Annotated in this window: 13 protein-coding genes and 1 pseudogene; 9 read left to right on the plus strand and 5 right to left on the minus strand. The window is 68.3% G+C overall.

The window, feature by feature from the left end:
- Positions 1-2 precede the first annotated feature (2 nt).
- Positions 3-335 (plus strand): hypothetical protein, encoded by a 333-nt coding sequence (locus tag OHT74_RS06645; protein WP_328619681.1) that lies wholly within the window; start codon positions 3-5, stop codon positions 333-335.
- 945 nt (positions 336-1280) lie between these two features.
- Here the strand turns inward: OHT74_RS06645 and OHT74_RS06650 are convergent.
- Complete coding sequence (locus tag OHT74_RS06650) at positions 1281-2600, minus strand: DUF2254 domain-containing protein (RefSeq protein ID WP_328619682.1); 1320 nt, start codon at positions 2598-2600, stop codon at positions 1281-1283.
- A 251-nt stretch (positions 2601-2851) separates the two neighbouring features.
- Here OHT74_RS06650 and OHT74_RS06655 point away from each other — a divergent pair, with 251 nt between their 5' ends.
- Complete coding sequence (locus OHT74_RS06655; RefSeq protein ID WP_328619683.1) at positions 2852-4699, plus strand: glycoside hydrolase family 15 protein; 1848 nt, start codon at positions 2852-2854, stop codon at positions 4697-4699.
- A 150-nt stretch (positions 4700-4849) separates the two neighbouring features.
- Here OHT74_RS06655 and OHT74_RS06660 read toward each other — a convergent pair whose 3' ends face one another.
- From OHT74_RS06660 to OHT74_RS06675, 4 genes and pseudogenes are all read right to left on the minus strand, one after another.
- Positions 4850-6622, minus strand: coding sequence for a cation:proton antiporter (locus OHT74_RS06660; protein ID WP_328619684.1), 1773 nt, complete (start codon positions 6620-6622; stop codon positions 4850-4852).
- Positions 6623-6858: 236 nt separating this feature from the next.
- Positions 6859-7812 carry a cytochrome d ubiquinol oxidase subunit II gene (cydB, locus tag OHT74_RS06665; RefSeq protein WP_328619685.1) on the minus strand — a complete coding sequence of 318 codons (954 nt, stop codon included), beginning with the start codon at positions 7810-7812 and terminating at the stop codon, positions 6859-6861.
- Between the two features lie 134 nt (positions 7813-7946).
- Positions 7947-8306 (minus strand): annotated as a pseudogene (locus OHT74_RS06670) (cytochrome ubiquinol oxidase subunit I); the annotation flags it as partial.
- Between the two features lie 447 nt (positions 8307-8753).
- Positions 8754-9140 (minus strand): hypothetical protein, encoded by a 387-nt coding sequence (locus OHT74_RS06675; RefSeq protein WP_443047296.1) that lies wholly within the window; start codon positions 9138-9140, stop codon positions 8754-8756.
- A 610-nt stretch (positions 9141-9750) separates the two neighbouring features.
- Here OHT74_RS06675 and OHT74_RS06680 point away from each other — a divergent pair.
- The 7 genes from OHT74_RS06680 to OHT74_RS06710 all read left to right on the plus strand — a co-directional run bounded on the left by OHT74_RS06680 (position 9751) and on the right by OHT74_RS06710 (position 16770).
- Positions 9751-10713 (plus strand): 2-hydroxyacid dehydrogenase, encoded by a 963-nt coding sequence (locus OHT74_RS06680; protein ID WP_328619686.1) that lies wholly within the window; start codon positions 9751-9753, stop codon positions 10711-10713.
- Between the two features lie 166 nt (positions 10714-10879).
- Positions 10880-11569: a hypothetical protein gene (locus OHT74_RS06685; RefSeq protein ID WP_328619687.1), complete on the plus strand. Its 690-nt coding sequence runs from the start codon at positions 10880-10882 to the stop codon at positions 11567-11569.
- A gap of 994 nt (positions 11570-12563) precedes the next feature.
- A complete protein-coding gene (locus tag OHT74_RS06690; RefSeq protein WP_328619688.1) occupies positions 12564-13967 on the plus strand; it encodes an ATP-binding protein in 1404 nt (467 codons plus the stop codon).
- A gap of 20 nt (positions 13968-13987) precedes the next feature.
- The gene (locus OHT74_RS06695; protein WP_328619689.1) at positions 13988-14377 is read left to right on the plus strand and encodes a roadblock/LC7 domain-containing protein; all 390 of its coding nucleotides are present in this window, start codon (positions 13988-13990) and stop codon (positions 14375-14377) included.
- Complete coding sequence (locus tag OHT74_RS06700) at positions 14374-14730, plus strand: DUF742 domain-containing protein (protein ID WP_328619690.1); 357 nt, start codon at positions 14374-14376, stop codon at positions 14728-14730. The genes OHT74_RS06695 and OHT74_RS06700 overlap by 4 nt, the downstream gene beginning before the upstream one ends.
- A complete protein-coding gene (locus OHT74_RS06705) occupies positions 14711-15328 on the plus strand; it encodes a GTP-binding protein (RefSeq protein WP_328619691.1) in 618 nt (205 codons plus the stop codon). The genes OHT74_RS06700 and OHT74_RS06705 overlap by 20 nt, the downstream gene beginning before the upstream one ends.
- A complete protein-coding gene (locus OHT74_RS06710; protein WP_328619692.1) occupies positions 15325-16770 on the plus strand; it encodes a cytochrome P450 in 1446 nt (481 codons plus the stop codon). The genes OHT74_RS06705 and OHT74_RS06710 overlap by 4 nt, the downstream gene beginning before the upstream one ends.
- The last annotated feature ends 291 nt before the right edge of the window (positions 16771-17061 follow it).

Below are 17061 nucleotides of genomic sequence, written 5' to 3' on the forward strand. Positions count from 1 at the left end.
TGATGGTGAATGACGAGGCGTACCGCCGAGAGCTGGACTATCTCTGCCAGTACGCACACGACGACTGGCTCGGTTTCTCGGTCGTCAGCGGAGCCGTGGGGAGTTTGCTCGGACGGGGCGCCACGTTCGAGGAACAGCTGGGACTGCTCCTGCGGATCGTCGCCGATCTGTACGACGCCGGGGCGCGACCGGGAGACCTGACCGAGTCGGAACAGGACCCCTTCCTGCCATGGAATTCGGACAAGGCCGGGGCTTTGGCGCGAATCACAGCAGAGGTCGACGCGTATTCCCGGTTGCCCGACTCCGGTGACATCTGCTGGTTCACGGTGCCGTGATGCCTGTCACAGTCGTGACAGGCATTCTCGGAACCAGGCGCCAAAGCCAGGCTGTCAGAGCCTGGCCCTCGGGCCGGGCGGCGGCCTCAAGGACGTCGGGCTACACGTGTCACAGGCCGTCACGGCGCGCCGACAAGCCCCCGCGCCAGCAACATGCGCGACCACCAGCTGGTGTGCCTCCGCGAACAACCCAAGCGGCTGATGCTGACCGACTGCTGACCAAGACCCCGATGCCACGCCACTGACCTGCGGAAACGTCCAGATGTCAGATGTTGGACTTGAACATGGTACGAAGCATGCGAATACTCCCGATATGTCAGCTCCCTGCCTGCTTCACGCAGGTCAAGGGCGGTCTCCGGAGCCTACAACGATTCGCATGTTCGGTCAGCTGTCCCCGGGTTTTGCAGGACTCATGCTGACCCGTTGCTGACTTTACTGACGCGAGATCAGCCGACTCGAAGACTGCGCACACGCCCTCTGCGGGGCGTCGACCGCGAAGATCCGAGCGGTCGGGATCCCGAACCCGTCTTCCGGGCCCGGCGGCGGCAGGGCACGCCCGAAGTGCGCCTGCCCGACCGATGCCTTGCACAGCTGATGCCACGGGCGGCCCCGGTCGTTCGTGATGGGGTTCCGAGGAAAACATCGCCGCCCTCCGACACCGCACGACAACCGTTCCCGGGGCGTAGACCCTCGGCTTCCCCCTTCAGTCATGTCGACCTCGCCGTACAGGTCCCGCAGGAATCTCATGGCGATGCTCGACCGGCACGGGTTCCAGGTGCTGTCGTCACTGTGACGCCCACCGCGCACCGCCCGCGGCCGCCGAACGACTCACCGGGTGGCCGCAGCCGGGGTCCCGGGCCCCACGGACCCCCGGCAGGTCTTCGCGGCCGAAAGGAAAGCCGTGAACAGAAGTTCGGCAAGCTCGCCGACGGCCGCGAGAACGGCTCACCGGGAGGGCTCGTTCCGGGGGCTCCGCCCACCGCCGACACCCTGCCGGTCGGCCGTCTGCGCGCTGGCGCGGCGGGTGGGGTCGGTGAACGCCCGCTGGACGGATTCCCCGAGGAGGGCGAGCTCCGCGCGAACCGCCGGCAGACGCTCGGCCGGCAGGGTTTCGAGGAGGTCGTCCAGCAGCGCGCGGAGCCGCCTGCACACCTGGAGGGACGTGGCCCCGTACTCACGGATTTCGGTGACGCCGAGCTGCAGGTAATTCTCCCAGCCGCGGCCCTGTACCACCAGCCGGGGCCGGCCCTCTCCGTCGCCGAGTACGTACCGGCCGCGGAGCTGCGCCCGGCCGACCACGTGCAGGAACGTGTCGATGTGGTTGAGCACCTGCACGGCGGTCGTGGGGTCGTTCACGGCGGGAGACAGGGCGCGGATGGCGATGTCGACGAGGATGCGCAGGGCGAAGGCGGGATCCTGCTCGATGGTGCGCTCGGTTCCGAGGGCGACGAGCCCGGTCACCCGCCGCGGGTCGGGTGGCCTGGCGGAGCCGTGGGCCTCGACGAGGGTGGTGCCGGGCGGTACGAAGTCGCCGACCTGGTGGGCCAGGACGAGGATGCAGTCGTGGCGGACGGCGGTGGCGATCAGCCCCGTCGCGTCGAACGCCTGGATGACTCCGCCCCGTTCGGACCGGATGAGGGTCACCGGACCGGCAGGCGGCAGGGAAACCTCATCGCGTGCCGACGAGCGGTGGATGCGTTCCGTCGCGCGGATGAGCACCTTCTCGCCCAAACGCCCCACCAGGTCGGCGATGGCCACGGGCCGGAGGTTGTGGGTGAACCGGTTGAGGTAGATCAGCAGAAGCATGAGGCTGACGGAGACGGCCACTCCGGACAGGGTCACCCCCAGGTCAGGGACGGCGTCCGACTCGATTTTGCGCAACAGGGAAAAGGCGTACGCGAACGTTCCGGTGAACGTGGCCAGCACCGCCTTCTGCAGCCGGTCGCGATACCACAGGCGCATGTAGCGCGGAGACAGCGTTCCCGTGGCCTGCTGGACGACGAGTACGCCGATGGTCACGACGAAGCCCAGCAGCGCGACCATGGACCCGACGACAGAACTGAGCACACTGCTCGCCGTCGTCGCGGAGTACTGCCAGGTGTCCGGCAGCCAGCCCGCTCCCTCCACGTCGGCGGCCCATTCGGCGAACAGAGCCCCCAGCAGGAGTCCGATCAGAGGGATGATCCACAGGCTCGCCTTGGCGTACTGCCGCAACCGGAAGCGCGCCGCCCAGGACATCACCGCCGGCTCTCTTGCCGTCCGCATCGGATGCCTCTGTGGGTTTCTGGAGCCGGCGCAAAGTTCGACAGCACGGGCAGCCTCCGGTTTCGGCGGTGCAATGCGGTCTGAACATCCAGTTCGTGCGTTCCCATGCTAAGGGCGATTCCCGGCAGGTGCAGGGGCAGCCGGCTCGCCGGGTTCGCAGCGGATTCCGCGCCTAATCTGACTGGGTGGCGTCGAAAGGGGTTCTCCCATGGCTGACTACCCGCTGATCGAAAATCACGGCCTGATCGGCGATGGCTGACTACCCGCTGATCGAAAATCACGGCCTGATCGGCGATCTGCAGACCGCGGCGTTGGTGACCACGGAAGGAACGATCGACTGGTTCTGCTGCCCTCGTTTCGATTCCCCCAGCGTGTTCGGAGCTCTTCTCGACTGGGAGAAGGGCGGGCATTTCACGGTCAGACCGACGGACGAGGCGTACACCACGAAGCAGTTGTACCTGCCGGACACCGCGATTCTCGTGACGCGGTTCATGACCGAGACCGGTGCCGGCGAGGTGGTCGACTTCATGCCGGTGACCGGAACGACGGCCACGGACCGACACTGCCTGGTCCGCATGCTCCGGTGCGTACGCGGCAGCATGACGTTCCAGATCGACATCGCCCCACGGTTCGACTACGGCCGCAGGCCCCACACCCTGCGTGTCTGCGAGAACGGGGCGGTGTTCGCCTCTGAGGACCTGGAACTCACCCTCAGCGTGGTACGGGAGCCGGAGGACGAGCGGGTGATACACGCCCTCACCGGCGATCACGACCTGCGCGTCACGCTTCCGCTCGAAGCCGGACAACAGCGCGGTCTGTTCATGGAGTCGGCCGCGGAGGGGCCGCCGCGCGAGATCCGCGTCGCCGAGTTCCAGGAGTTCTTCGACGACACCCGGCAGTACTGGCGGTCGTGGCTCCATCAGTCCCGGTACACGGGCCGATGGCGCGAGATGGTGGAGCGCTCCGCCGTAACGCTGAAGCTGATGACGTACGCACCCAGCGGGGCCCTGGTGGCGGCCCCCACGGCGGGTCTGCCGGAGCAACTGGGCGGCGAGCGCAACTGGGACTACCGGTTCACCTGGATCCGTGACGCGTCCTTCTCCGTGTACGCCCTGCTGGGACTGGGGTTCACGGAGGAGGCGAGGGCGTTCATCGGCTGGCTGGGCGACCGGGTGAAGGAGAAGGCCGGCAGCGACACCGACACGGGACCGCTGAACATCATGTACCGGGTGGACGGTTCCTCCGATCTCTACGAAGAGACCTTGGAGCACTGGGAGGGATACCAGGGATCCACCCCGGTGCGCATAGGCAACGGCGCGGCGACCCAGTTGCAGCTGGACATCTACGGCGAGGCACTCGACAGCATCTCCTTCGCCCACCAGCACGGCATCCACCTGGACATCCAGGGCTGGACATCGCTGCGCACCCTGCTGGACTGGCTCGTGGACCACTGGGACCAGGCCGGCGAGGGGCTGTGGGAGACGCGCGGCGGGCGCCAGCACTTCACGTACGGGCGGGTCATGTCCTGGGTCGCGTTCGACCGCGCGCTGCGGCTGGCGGTCGCCCACGGCCGGCCGGCCGAGAGCGGCCGCTGGGCCGCCGAGCGCGACAACATCTACGAGCAGATCCTGGCGAAGGGCTGGGACCCCGACCGCGGGGCTTTCGTCCAGCACTACGGCAGCGATGTGCTCGACTCGTCGCTGTTGCGGATGCCGACCGTGGGGTTCATCACGCCCGAAGACCCGATGTGGACGTCCACCTTGGACGCGATGGACCGGGAGCTGGTCACCGACAGCCTGGTCTACCGCTACAACCCAGAGGCGTCGCCCGATGGTCTGCGCGGCAGCGAAGGAACCTTCTCCCTGTGCACCTTCATGTACGTCGACGCCCTGGCACGGGCAGGGCGGGCCGATCAGGCCAGGCTCGCGCTCGAGAAGATGATGACGTACGCCAACCACCTGGGCCTGTATTCGGAGGAGATCGCCCTGACGGGCCGGCAGCTCGGCAACTTCCCGCAGGCGTTCACCCACCTGGCGCTCATCGACGCGGCCATCACGCTGGATGAAACCTTGAACCGCATGCGGCAGGGCGGCAGCTGAGGGGCGTCACGCAATCCGCGGTGGGTCGGCGCGCGGCGTCGGATGCGGTGCATCACACGGCGGATGGTCGCCCTTGTGCCGGGCGTGTTCGAACGACCGGGCAGCGCACCGAGGTGCCGTAACCGGCCGCCGGGGATCAGGGGCCGGCCCTCAGGCGGGGGGAGACTGTTCGGGGCCGAACAGAACGACGAAGTCGCCCGCTTGCGGGGTGACCGTCTGCGTCTCGTCCAGCGGTTCCAGCCAGCCGTCTTCACGGACCACGAACAGCGTTTCGTGTCCCGGCGGGAGCGGATCGGAGGCGGGCTGCACCAGGAACCGGGCGCCCTGTTCGTACCGTGCCGCCAGGACGTGCCTGACGAGTGAACCGCCGAAGAGGACCGCGCCGCCCGTGTAGGGCGCGATGGCACCGTGGCTCTCGTGCGGCGGTCCCACCCGGTAGACGGGGCCCTCGACGTTGTCCTTGACCAGCACCGAGGCGAGCGCGTTGAAATCGTCGTCATCGGTGAGCAGGAAGACGGCGTTGACTCCCTCCAGCCGCGCCCTGGGGTTGGTGGCCGTAGCCAGCAGTTCCCCTCTGGCCAGTTCGATTCCGGCGTCTTTGATCCGTTCCCGCTCCTCGTCCATTCCCGCCCACATCTGCACCTCGAGCCCCGCGGACCGCAGGGCTCTTCCGAGTGCGATCACCCACGGAGCACCGCCCACCAGGAGGGGCCGTGTGCGGTTCGGCGTGGCGACGCCGAACCGCCGGGCCACGGGGCCGGCGGTCAGGGCGTACAGCACGACCGTCGAGACGATCACCAGGAAGGTGATGGGAAGGATCTTGGAAGCGCCGCGCAGCCCCAGTTCGACGAGGCTCGCCGCGAAGGCCGCCGCGGTGGAGGCCGCGACGATACCGCGCGGGGCCATCCATCCCGCGAACGCCCGTTCCCCCAGGGTCATGTCCTTGCCCGTGGTGGCGGTGAAGGCCACGAGCGGCCGCACCACGAGGACGAGGAAAGCGACGAGGACGAGCGTGGGAAGGAGCACGGGCGTCAGCGAGGCCGGGGTGACGCTCGCCGCGATGGAGATGAACAGCAGCCCGATGATCAGCTGGACCAGTGTCTCGAAGAAGGGGCGACGAGCGGGCATGTCGAAGCCCCGGATGTTGGCGGCGGCCATGCCGGTGACGATCGCGGCGATCAGCCCGGTGTCGTCGCGGAAGATGTCGCAGCCTGCCGACACGGTGATCACCGTGGCCAGTTGCGCCAGCGTTCCCAGCGCTTCGCCGAGCCGGAGCACGCGCAGGGTCAGCCACAGCAGTGCCACTCCGACGGATCCGCCGATGAGGCCGACCGCCATGCTGATGAGGAACTGTCCGATCTGGTAACCACGACCGATGTCGATCCGGTGCGTCGTGGCGACGGCGTGGAAGACGATGGCCCCGAGGATGGCGCCGATCGGGTCGGTCAGCGTTCCTTCCCAGATCAGCAGACGCCGTACCTTGTCCGTCGGCCGCACGTACTGGAGCAGGGGCCCCACGACCGTGGGCCCCGACACGACGAGGATCATGCCCACCATCGCGGCCACCCGCAGCGACATGCTGAACAGGGCCGGGCCGACGGCACAGACGGCCAGGAAGGTGAAGGCCACTCCGAAGAGCAGCAGCCTGCCCACGACCGCGCGGGTGTGGCCCGTGAGGTTACGCAGGTCGAGGCCCAGCCCTGCGTCGTAGAGGATCACTGCCACGGACAGGGACACCAGGGCGGAGAACGCCTCCCCGATCAGCTGGTCCGGATGGACGATGTCGGTCAGGGCGCCCGCGGCGAAACCGGCCGGCAGCAGCAGGATCAGCGCGGGGACGCGCAGTTTGCTCGCGAGGATCTGGCAGGTGGTGGCCAGGGCCACGACCAGGGCGATGCCGAGGAGGACGTCTTCCTCGCTCACAGCGGTTTCCTTCCTCGCCTCACGGGCGTGAGGGGGGACTCGACGAGGTTCCGGAGGCCGGCAGCCCCGGTCGGTGGCCGGGGCCGCGGCCACCGGGTCGGCGTGGCGCCGCGAGGTCGGTCGCCGTAGGCCGCCTCACCTCGCGTGGGGCGGGGTCCGCCGCAGCTCGGTTCGGTGGGGTTGGCCCACGCGTCCGCCGAGGCTTCGGTACCCGGTGCGATGCGGCGACTCCGGTGTCATAGCTCGGGCCGGGCCGTGGACGGCGCGGTGGGCTGTCCGGGGGTGGGGAAGCGGTCGGCGGAGATCCGCTTGCGGAAGACGTGGTAAGTCCAGCCCTGGTAGACGAGGACGACGGGGAGCATGACGAGGGCGACGACGGTCATGACCTTGAGTGCATAGGGGCCGGACGCGGTGTTCTGGACGGTCAGGTCGAAGGCGCTGTTGCTGCTGGAGACCATGACCCTCGGGTAGAGCTCGGTGAAAAGCGATGCCACGGTCGCGGCCATCGCGAGGGTGGTGGCGCTGAAGGCCCAGCCGTCGTGGCTGCTGCTGATGGCCCAGGCCGCGGCGGCGACGGCCAGGACGGCCGCGAGTTCGACGACGTTGACGAGGATGCCCCGCTCGACGAGGGAGCGCGTCCAGAAGACGAAGGCCAAAACGACCAGGCCGACGGGCAGGACGCTGCGACGGGCGAGCCGGTGCGCCCTTTCGCGGACCTCCCCGCTGGTCTTGAGCGCGAGGAAGGTCGCGCCGTGCAGGAGGCAGAGCACGGTCAGGGTGATCCCGGTGAAGACGCCGTAGCCTGTGAAGAGGTCTGCGAAGGTGCCCGCGTACTCCTGGTCGCGGCCGATGGGGACGCCGTGGAGCAGGTCTCCGAGGGCGATACCGAGGACCAGGGGAACGGTCAGGCTGCCGGCGGTCAGCAGGATGCTCCAGGTCCGTCGCCATCGCACGCCGTCGACGCGGTCGCGGTACTCGACGGCGATGCCACGGACGATGAGTCCGGCCAGGAGAAGGACGAGGGCGAGGTAGAAGCCGGAGAAGAGGGTGGCATACCAGCCCGGGAAGGCGGCGAACACCGCGGCGCCCGCCGTGACCAGCCAGACCTCGTTGCCGTCCCATACCGGTCCGATGGTGTGGAGTACGGCCCGTCGGCCCGCTTCGTCGCGGGAAAGCAGTCCGTGGAGCATGCCGACGCCCAGGTCGAAGCCCTCCAGGACGAAGAAGCCGACCCACAGCGACGATGAGGATGAACCAGAGAGTGGTGAATTCCATCGCGGGCCTTCCGGCGGCTCGGGAGGTGGGCGAGTCGCTTGCGCCGCAGCAGCCACAGGCCCCACAGGCTGAGGAGGAGGGCGAGTACGGCGAGGTAGGCCATGGCCGCAAGGCCCTCCATCGCCAGTGGGGCCCCGAACACATCGCCCACCGTGCGGGCGTAGCCCGACCAGTCCATGCCGAACTGGAACTCCTGGACCAGGCCCGTCACCACACCGACGGCGATGTTGATCACCAGCAAGGTCCCGAAGAACCGCGTCAGCCGCAAGTACTCGGCCCGCCCGCCTCGGTACCAGGCGGTCTGGAGCAGGGCGGTCAGCAGACTCAGCCCGATGGTCACCGGGACGAACAGGAAGTGGTAGATCGACGTCATTGCGAACTGCAACCGCGCCAGATCCAGCTGACTCATGTGTCCACACCCATCATGGCAACGCGGGCTGATTCTCAGCCGCCCAGACAAGCAGATCCGGGCCGGGGCGGCCGACGCGCCGCACCCGGGACGGCCACGGCCATCCGTACGGCTCAACCGCTCATGCCGGCCGCTCTCCGGTTCGGGCGGCAACGACTGCCTACCGCCTCTGGCCGGCGGCGGCGCAGATGGGGGCGATGCGTACTTATCCGGTTGAGCGCTGGCTCTTGGCCGTCGGGCCGGTCCTGCTCTATCGGTTCCGCACGCCGAGGAGCCTCGTGACTCCGGGGACCGAGGCCGAAGCAAGCGCCAGTGACCGTCCCCGTAGGCGGCCTCCCGTTGAACAGCCGGTCGAGCCGGACGCGAGTGCGCACCGTGACAGAGCCTTACTGCCGTCCCCCTCGGAGCGGCGACTCGACGAGATTCGGACCATGCGAAAGGGGGTTCTCATCGGGTCGCCGGTAGTGCCTTCACCGCCTCGTCGACGATGGCGTGCGGGACCAGTTCCGCCGGGCGGGCGCCGGCGTCTGGTTCCTGCACCTGACGCTCGACCAGGCGACCGCGAACCGACGGGTCGCCGGAGAGGTGGTCCAGCAGGTGCAGGCCCATGGTGCGGATGGCCAGGACGTGCACGGGGAAGTCGACGCCTTCGGTGGAGCTCGGGGCGGTGCCGTTGTTGCCGTCGCCGCCGAGCACGGCGACCCGGCGGTCCGCGAGGAACTCCAGCGCGGACGGATGAAGCGCCGCGCGGGACTGTGCTGTGGGCCATGCGCCCAGTCCGGTTCGGCGCCGGCGGTGGCCGACGCGGACGAACAGAAGGTCACCCTCGCCCACGCGGACGTGCTGGGCTCGGCCGCGCCGAGGTCGTCGCGCGAAAGCAGGCGCTGGTAGAGGGTGGCGAACTCGGACTCGGTCAGCGTGGGGGCTGCTCCACCACGGGCATGCGTGACCACGGATCAGCTCCCGCTTTCCGCGTCGAGCGCCTCGCCGAAGGTGAAGTCGACACTCCCTCGCACGGTACGGACCAGGGATCCTGAGTGCCGCGAACCAGTCGACGACTCCTTGCGACGACACGCGGGCCGCGGCCTGCAGGTCGCCCACCAGGCCGTGCTCGGCGATGGGGGGTAGCGGTCCATTGCGGCTCCGAGATCTCGGAAGAAGCCCCTGCGTCCACTATCCGGCACCTTGGTCACGCCTGCCACGTCGCAACGGCCGGCGGCCGGCGGCCACCGGCCGGAGTCCGCGTGCGCCGGGATTCAACGCCAGACGCCACCGGTCGGGACGCATACTCCCGGTCAGCCGGAGCGTGCCGGGCTCGTGCGGGCGCATGTCCGCACCGTTCACCGCGATCTGCCGCTCCCCGTTCGCCCGAACGAAGAATTTGGCCGACGATGTGGGTCGAGTCCGCCCCGGCCATGGGTGACCGATGGTCTAGGTTCGGCCCGTGAGTTCCTTGGACCGTCCCGCTGATCAGAGCGCCGCCAGGTTCTTGCTGCCGTACCCGGCTTCAGAGGTGCGCGGCCTGCCCGACGGTCTGCCCGTCACGGTGTGGGACGGCACCGGCAGCCCGCCGGACGCCGAGAGCCTGGCAACGGTGGAATTGTTCGTCATCCCATACGGCTGCACGGATACCGCCGTACCGGTCCTTACCAGCCTGCCGTGGCTGCGAGTGGTTCAGTCCCTGTCAGCCGGCGTCGACGACCTCGTGCAGTACATTCCCGCCGGTGTCACTCTCTGCAACGCCAGGGGCGTCCATGACGCCAGCACCGCGGAACTGGCCGTGTCGCTGGTTCTCTCGTCGCTCCGAGGTATCCCCGGTTTCGTCCGTGCCCAGGACGCCGAGGAGTGGCGGACCGGCTTCCGCCCCGCGCTGGCCGACCGTACGGTCCTGCTCATGGGGTACGGCTCCATTTCCGCAGCGATCGAGGATCGTATCGCCCCCTTCGAGTGCGAGTTCCTGCGAGTCGCCCGCACAGCCCGCTCCCTTCCGCGCGGCCCCGTCCACGCACTCGACGAACTGTCCGAACTCCTGCCCCGAGCCGACGTCGTGGTCCTCACCGTCCCGCTCACTGAGGAGACGCGCGGCCTGGTGGACGCGCGCTTCCTCTCCTTGATGCCGGACCACTCCCTGCTGGTGAACGTGTCCAGAGGGGCTGTGGTGGAAACGGACGCCCTGCTCGCCGAACTGACGGCCGGCAGGCTGAACGCCGCCCTCGACGTCACCGACCCGGAGCCGCTCCCAGCCGGGCACCCGCTGTGGCACGCGCCCAACACCCTCATCAGTCCTCACGTCGGAGGCAACAGCTCTGCCTTTCTGCCACGGGCACTCCGGCTGATCCGCAACCAGATCCTGCACCACCTCGCAGGAGAGCCATTGGAGAACGTCGTAGTGCCCCGCTCGGCATGACCGCCCGGATCGGTCGCTGCGCAGGTACCAGCGTTCCACCCAGAGGCGCAGGGACGCACCAGGGCGTGCGCCCTGCCGCCAGGACCTCCGCGCATGTACATGCCGGAGCTGCAGCTTTCGCCATCGGCAAGATCCACGTCGCACTCCGACTGCAAGGGCCCGCCACGTGACCGGACATCACACCCCCAAGCCAACCGAGTGCCCGGAGCCGCACGAGTCCTTCGGCGAGACCCGGTGGCCGATGGCCGGGGCCGTCGTCACCGCCATGGTGTTGACCATGCTGCTCCCCGACGACCTCCGTCTGGCGCCCATCTGGGTGCTCCCTGCCGTCGAGGGACTGCTCCTGGTGGCTCTGATCGCGGGCGACCCGGGCCGAATCAGCCGGCGCTCGGCCGTCCTGCGTACTGTGTCGATCGCCCTGGTGGGCGTTCTCGCATTCAGCGCCGTCTGGTCGACCGTCCAGCTGATCGACGACATCCTTCACGGCGGGAAGGACACCAGTTCCGCCACCAGCCTGCTGCAGACCGGCGGCACGGTGTGGGCCTGTACCGTCCTGTCTTTCTCCCTGCTGTACTACGAACTCGACAGCGGTGGAGCCGCCGCCCGTGCCCACCACATGCCCCCCACCCCCGCGCTCGCCTTCCCCCAGCAACTCAGCCACGACGTGAACGCTGCCGACTGGCGCCCCCGGTTCCTCGACTACCTGTACCTGGGGCTCACCAACGCCACCGCCTTCAGCCCCACCGACGTCATGCCGCTGGCCTCCTGGTCCAAGATCGCCATGGGTGTTCAGTCCCTGGTCTCCCTGCTCATTCTCGGGCTGGTGGTCGCCCGCGCTGTCAACGTCCTCGCCTGAGGATCTGCGGGTCCGCCCTGACCACCCCGAACGGCTCACCTGTGGTACGCGCCGGGCCCAGGCCCGGTGGACCGGACGGGGTGTACGCCCTTGCGGCGACCGAGTACCGGCTGGTGTCCGACGGCGGACCATGTACACATGCCGACGGCAGCGCTGGACCAACTAAGGCGATCCGCGCGGCAGCGCCGTACCGCGCAATGTCGTCATCGGAAATCTGCGGCGGGTGCGCGCCGCCGCCGCGGATCCGGAACGGATCGTGATCTGCTCCGGATCCGCACAGGGCCTCGGCCGCCGCCTCGGCGGGCCTGTCCTTGGCGTGGCGAGATGTGAATTGCCTGTACGTGGCAGGGGTGACTCGGCGCCATTCGCGAAGGAGGTTTTCCCGACAGCGAATGGCAGGCCAGAGGCTCACGGATCCCCCCTCACCACCCGACGGACAGGTGACGTACGACGACGCCGATGCCGTGCCTGCGGAGGCGTCCTTGCTCCATGGCGCGCACGAGCCTAGAGGCCGCGGAGACCGGAGCTGGGAGCCATGAACAGCAAGCTGCCGGATTCAGTCGATTCCATGCATGTGCCGTGTGCGTCATGGCGATGATCGATCAACTATCGCTCCAGATCGATCAACGGGGCTTTTCGTTCCGGTCAAGGCCACCTGGCGTACCCGAACTCACTATGCTCGCCTCGCGTGTTGCGCTGTACTCACCGCGATTCGCACGTCGCATAACGCACAGACGAAGCCTGGCCGCAGAGAGGCGTGACCACCGATGCGATCTCGAACCGGCCCCTCGGGCACACCCATTGGAACATCCTTGCTCGGCCGAGCGAAGTCCCGACCGTTCTTGTCGGCGCACCGCATCACGCCCAGTCCACCAATTCCAGACTGTTTAGGGACCCTTCGATGGTTCGTGCAGGTTCAACCCCTAGAGCGCTGTCGCATGCAGTGGCTCCGGCATGGCTAATCCCCCCTGGTGTCCTGGCTGGGGCCTGCGGTGTGGCGCTGGTCTGTGTTTCCGCGCAGATACGCACGCCGGTTGCCTGGTGCGGCCTCGTCGCGGTCGTCCTGGCGGCCATCACTTCGGCTGAGACGGCGCGCCGGGCGCGCTCGGCAGAAGCGGCCCGCTACGCGCGGGCGAATGCCGAGGTACAGCGGTACTACGCGCAACGCGAGACCGCGCTGCTCGCGCGTCTGTCCGATCAGCGGGCCACCACTGTATGGCTCGCCGAAGAGCTCCTGCCCGCGGCTGTCGCCCGCCTGCAGAAGGGCGAGCCCCCTTCGGAAATCCTGCAGTCCGTCCCGTTCGGGGAACATCTCGACAGCGAGTTCGCCGAAGCGCTCCGGGCAGCTCTGCGGACGCTCCTGGAAGCCGTGGATGCCGAGGAACGCACCCGGGACTCGTCGCAGCGGGCACTGGTGGCGATCGCCCGGCGGGTCCAGGCAATCGTGCATCAACTCGCCAAGGACCTACGCGACATGCAGATCCTGCATGGTACGGATGTAGTGGTCTCCCATGGCCTGCAGGACATCGACCATCGCAATGCCCTGATCGGGCGCCTTGCGGCCAGCATCGCGGTACTGGGTGACGCCCGGCCCGGGCGTCAGTGGTCGAAAGCGATCCCTCTCTACGACATCGTGCGAGGGGCCATGTCACGCATCGTGGACTATCCCCGCGTGAAGCTGCAGTCGGTGACAGAGGTGGCTGTGATCGGCCAGGGAGCCGAGCCGCTGATCCACCTGCTCGCCGAGTTGCTCGACAACGCCACTACCTTCTCACCGCCGCACGCCCCGGTCGAGGTGACCGCGAGCGAGGTGCCCTCTGGTGTCGCGATCGAGATCGAGGACCGTGGGGTCGGGCTCACCGAAGAGGCCCGCCAGCGCATCGACCGCGTCATGGCTCAGGCATCATCCGGCATGGACCTGGCTGACCTGGGCGAGGCAACGCAGCTCGGCCTGCCCGTCGTCAGCAGGCTGGCCCGCGAGCACGGCCTCGACGTCGACTTGCGCACCTCCGCGTACGGAGGCGTGCGGGCCGTCGTGCTCGTTCCGCGGCGCCTGATCACCACAGTTCAGCAGCCTGCCCCGAAAGTCCAACAGTTCGCGCCGAGGCCCACGGGCGCACCGGCCGTGCCGAGGCCGACGATGACGCGCGATGCCGCAGCAGAATCTGTCGAGGCCGAAAAGACGGTGAACGGACTGCCTCAACGGCGACGCGAGTCGCCCGTCCCGACACCGGTCGTCCGCACGGCCCCCCATCCCCCGGCTGCTCCGGCTGCCACCCCGGGAATGGCCGACGCACCTCGGCAGCCGGGCCTGATGTGGGAGGCGTTCAGCGGCGAGAAGAGACCGAGTACGGGCCCTTCCATTCGAACCAACGAGCCATCAGACGAGGATGAGTAACCGTGCCGCCACTGCCCAACATGGACTGGATGCTCAAGGAGCTCGCAGCCAGCGTCCCGCATGTGCGACACGTGGTCGTGTTGTCGTCGGACGGTCTGTGCATCGGTCAAGCGAACACGGAGTCCGACACCGCTGACGCGATCGCCGCTGCCTGCTCGGGCATCCAGAGCCTGGCGAAGGCCATCGCCCAGAAGTTCCCGCACGGAGACGGCTCGACCCACATGGTCGGGATCGAAGTCGACGGCGGATACTTCTCCCTCATGGCGGCCGGACCCGGGGCCTATCTCGCTGTGCTGGCCGATGCGGAAGTGGACGCGGGGTTGCTGGGCGACCGCATGCGTACGCTGGTGGTCCGGATCGGCCAGCACATGACCAGCCCGCCTCGTGAGGACGTCGGGCAGGCGATGTGACGTCACAGAACCAGGACGCATGGGACGAAGGCAGTCCCGTGCCGCTTTATGTCATCTCCGGTGGCCCAGGTTCCTCAGCCAAAGCCTTCAACCTGGTCACCCTCATCGCATCGAGGTCCGCACCCGAACCTGGTATGCAACCCGAGCAGGCAGCCATCCTCACCATGTGCCAATACCCGCTGTCGGTGGCCGAGATTTCCGCGTACCTCAGCCTGCCGTTCAGCGTCATCACGGTGCTGCTCTCCAAGCTCGTGGACAACGAACGAGTTCAGGCTACTGCTCCCGTTCCTGTCGCGGCGGTCCCCGAACTTGGCCTTCTGGAAGCGGTGATCCATGGACTACGTAGGCTCTGATGCACCCGCTCCCCGCCGCTCGGATGTGCTGCTGCCGCACGGCGCCAGGGGAGTCAAGGTCGTGATCGTCGGCGGCTTCGGGGTGGGCAAGACGACCATGGTCGGGGCCGTGAGCGAGATCCCGCCCCTGACCACCGAAGAAACCATGACTCAGGCCGGCGTCGGGATCGACCACAATCCCGGTGCGGAACGCAAGAACACCACGACCGTTGCTCTGGACTTCGGCCGCATCAGCGTCAACGAGGAGCTGATCCTCTATCTCTTCGGGACGCCGGGACAGGAGCGCTTCTGGTTCCTGTGGAACGGCATCTTCGAAGGCGCGCTCGGTGCCGTGGTCCTCGTCGACACCCGGAGGATCGAAGTCTGTTTCGAGATCATCACCCGTCTGGAAGACCGCCGCGTCCCCTTCGTCGTGGCCGTCAACACGTTCCCCGAGGCGCCGCAGCACCCGGTACCAGCCCTGCGTACTGCTCTGGCGCTCAACGAATCGGTGCCCATCATCACCTGTGACGCACGCGACCGGTCGTCCAGCCGCGACGCCTTGCTCTCGCTGATGGGCTACCTGTGCACCCTCGCCGCCGCTCAGGAGTCCGTATGACCGTCCCACCCACTGACCACACCACCACGGAACCAGGGCTCACGCCGCCCCCGGGTTGCCCGGCACACACGGCCACGGGACTCGACGCAGCGACCCCGCTCTGGGGCGCCGCGGCCGAGACCGACCCCATGGGCCTGTACGAAAAGTTGCGTGCCGCCCACGGTCCGGTGGCGCCCGTCCTGCTCGACGGGGACGTACGGGCCTGGCTCGTCCTGGGATACCTCGAGAACCGTGATGTGGCCAGCCGCTCCACCCAGTTCTCCCGCGACCCCCGCACCTGGCACGGCTGGAAGAGTGGCGAGATCGACGCCACCACCTCGCCACTGGTGCCGATGATCGGCTGGCGACCCGACTGCGTATGTGCGGACGGCGAAGAGCACCAGCGCCTGCGGGGCGCGGTCACGGCCGGCCTCAGCCAGTTCGACCAACGCGGAATCCGCCGCCACATCACCCGCTTCGCGCACCAGCTGGTCGATGATTTCTGCGAAACGGGCAAGGCGGAGCTGGTTGGTCAGTTCACCGAGCACCTGCCCATGCTCGTTCTTACCCACCTGCTCGGAATGCCGGACGAGTACGGTCCCAAGCTCGTGCACGCCGCCCGGGACCTCTTCAAGGGCACCGAAACGTCGCTCGCGAGCAACGCCTATGTGCTGGAGACCCTCGAGCAGCTCGTCGTGGCCAAGCGCGCCCTGCCCGGGCAGGACATCGCATCCGTACTGATGGCCCACCCGGCCGGCCTCACGGACGAGGAGGTGCAGCACCACCTGCGCCTCATCCTGCTCGCGGGCTATGAGACGACCGCCAATCTCATGTCCAACGTGCTGCGCATGGTGGTCACCGACCCGCGGTTCCGCGGGTCGTTGGCCGGCGGCCAGATGACCTTGCCGGAAGCAGTGGAGCAAGTGCTCTGGGACGAGCCACCGCTGATGGTGTGCCCGGGCCGCTGGGCCACCGGTGACACCTCCCTCGGAGGACAGGAGATCAAGGCGGGAGACATGCTCCTGCTGGGCCTGGCCGCCGGGAACGTCGATCAGGTGGTCCGCCCAGACCCCTCGACCCGTGTGCACCACAACCGCGCGCACCTGTCCTTCAGCGCCGGCGCCCATGAGTGCCCCGGCCAGGACATCGGCCGTGTCATCGCCGACACCGGCATCGACATCCTGCTCACCCGGCTTCCCGACATCAGCCTGGCCGCACCCGAGGAAGAGCTCACCTGGCGCTCCTCCACCTGGTCCCGGCATCTGACGTCACTGCCCGTGAAGTTCGCGTCCCGCAGTCCGGAAGCCCATGATGTGCTGACACCGTTGCCGGCCGCGCCCCCGCCGAGCACCAGTATTCCGACGGCGTCCCAATGGCCAGTGTCCGAGCGCGAGTTGTCGCGCCCAACCGAACCCCGCACCTCGTGGCGGGCGCGGCTGAGGCGGGTTCTGCGGAGGCGGTAGGCCTGGCAGCTCCCATCAGAGCCGAGCACCACAGCCGAGGAGACTGCCGGACGGCGTGGGCCGGCAGCCTCCTCCGAGCTGGGCGAGCACCAACCAAGTGCTCGTACCGTCGGGCGCGGCTCCTGAGTCGAAAGTGGCTGTGCGGGAACAGCAGGTCGTCCACAGCTCCCCAGCCCCTACATTCGGCGTCTGCGGCCGGGCCGGACTTTCTCCGCGGTGCAGCGCCCGGTGGGCAGCGCTCGCCCGGTCGTAGTTGCCGCGTATCCAGTGCGGACAGGTGGACCACGATGA

The organism is Streptomyces sp. NBC_00354, assembly GCF_036106915.1.
Classification (GTDB): domain Bacteria; phylum Actinomycetota; class Actinomycetes; order Streptomycetales; family Streptomycetaceae; genus Streptomyces.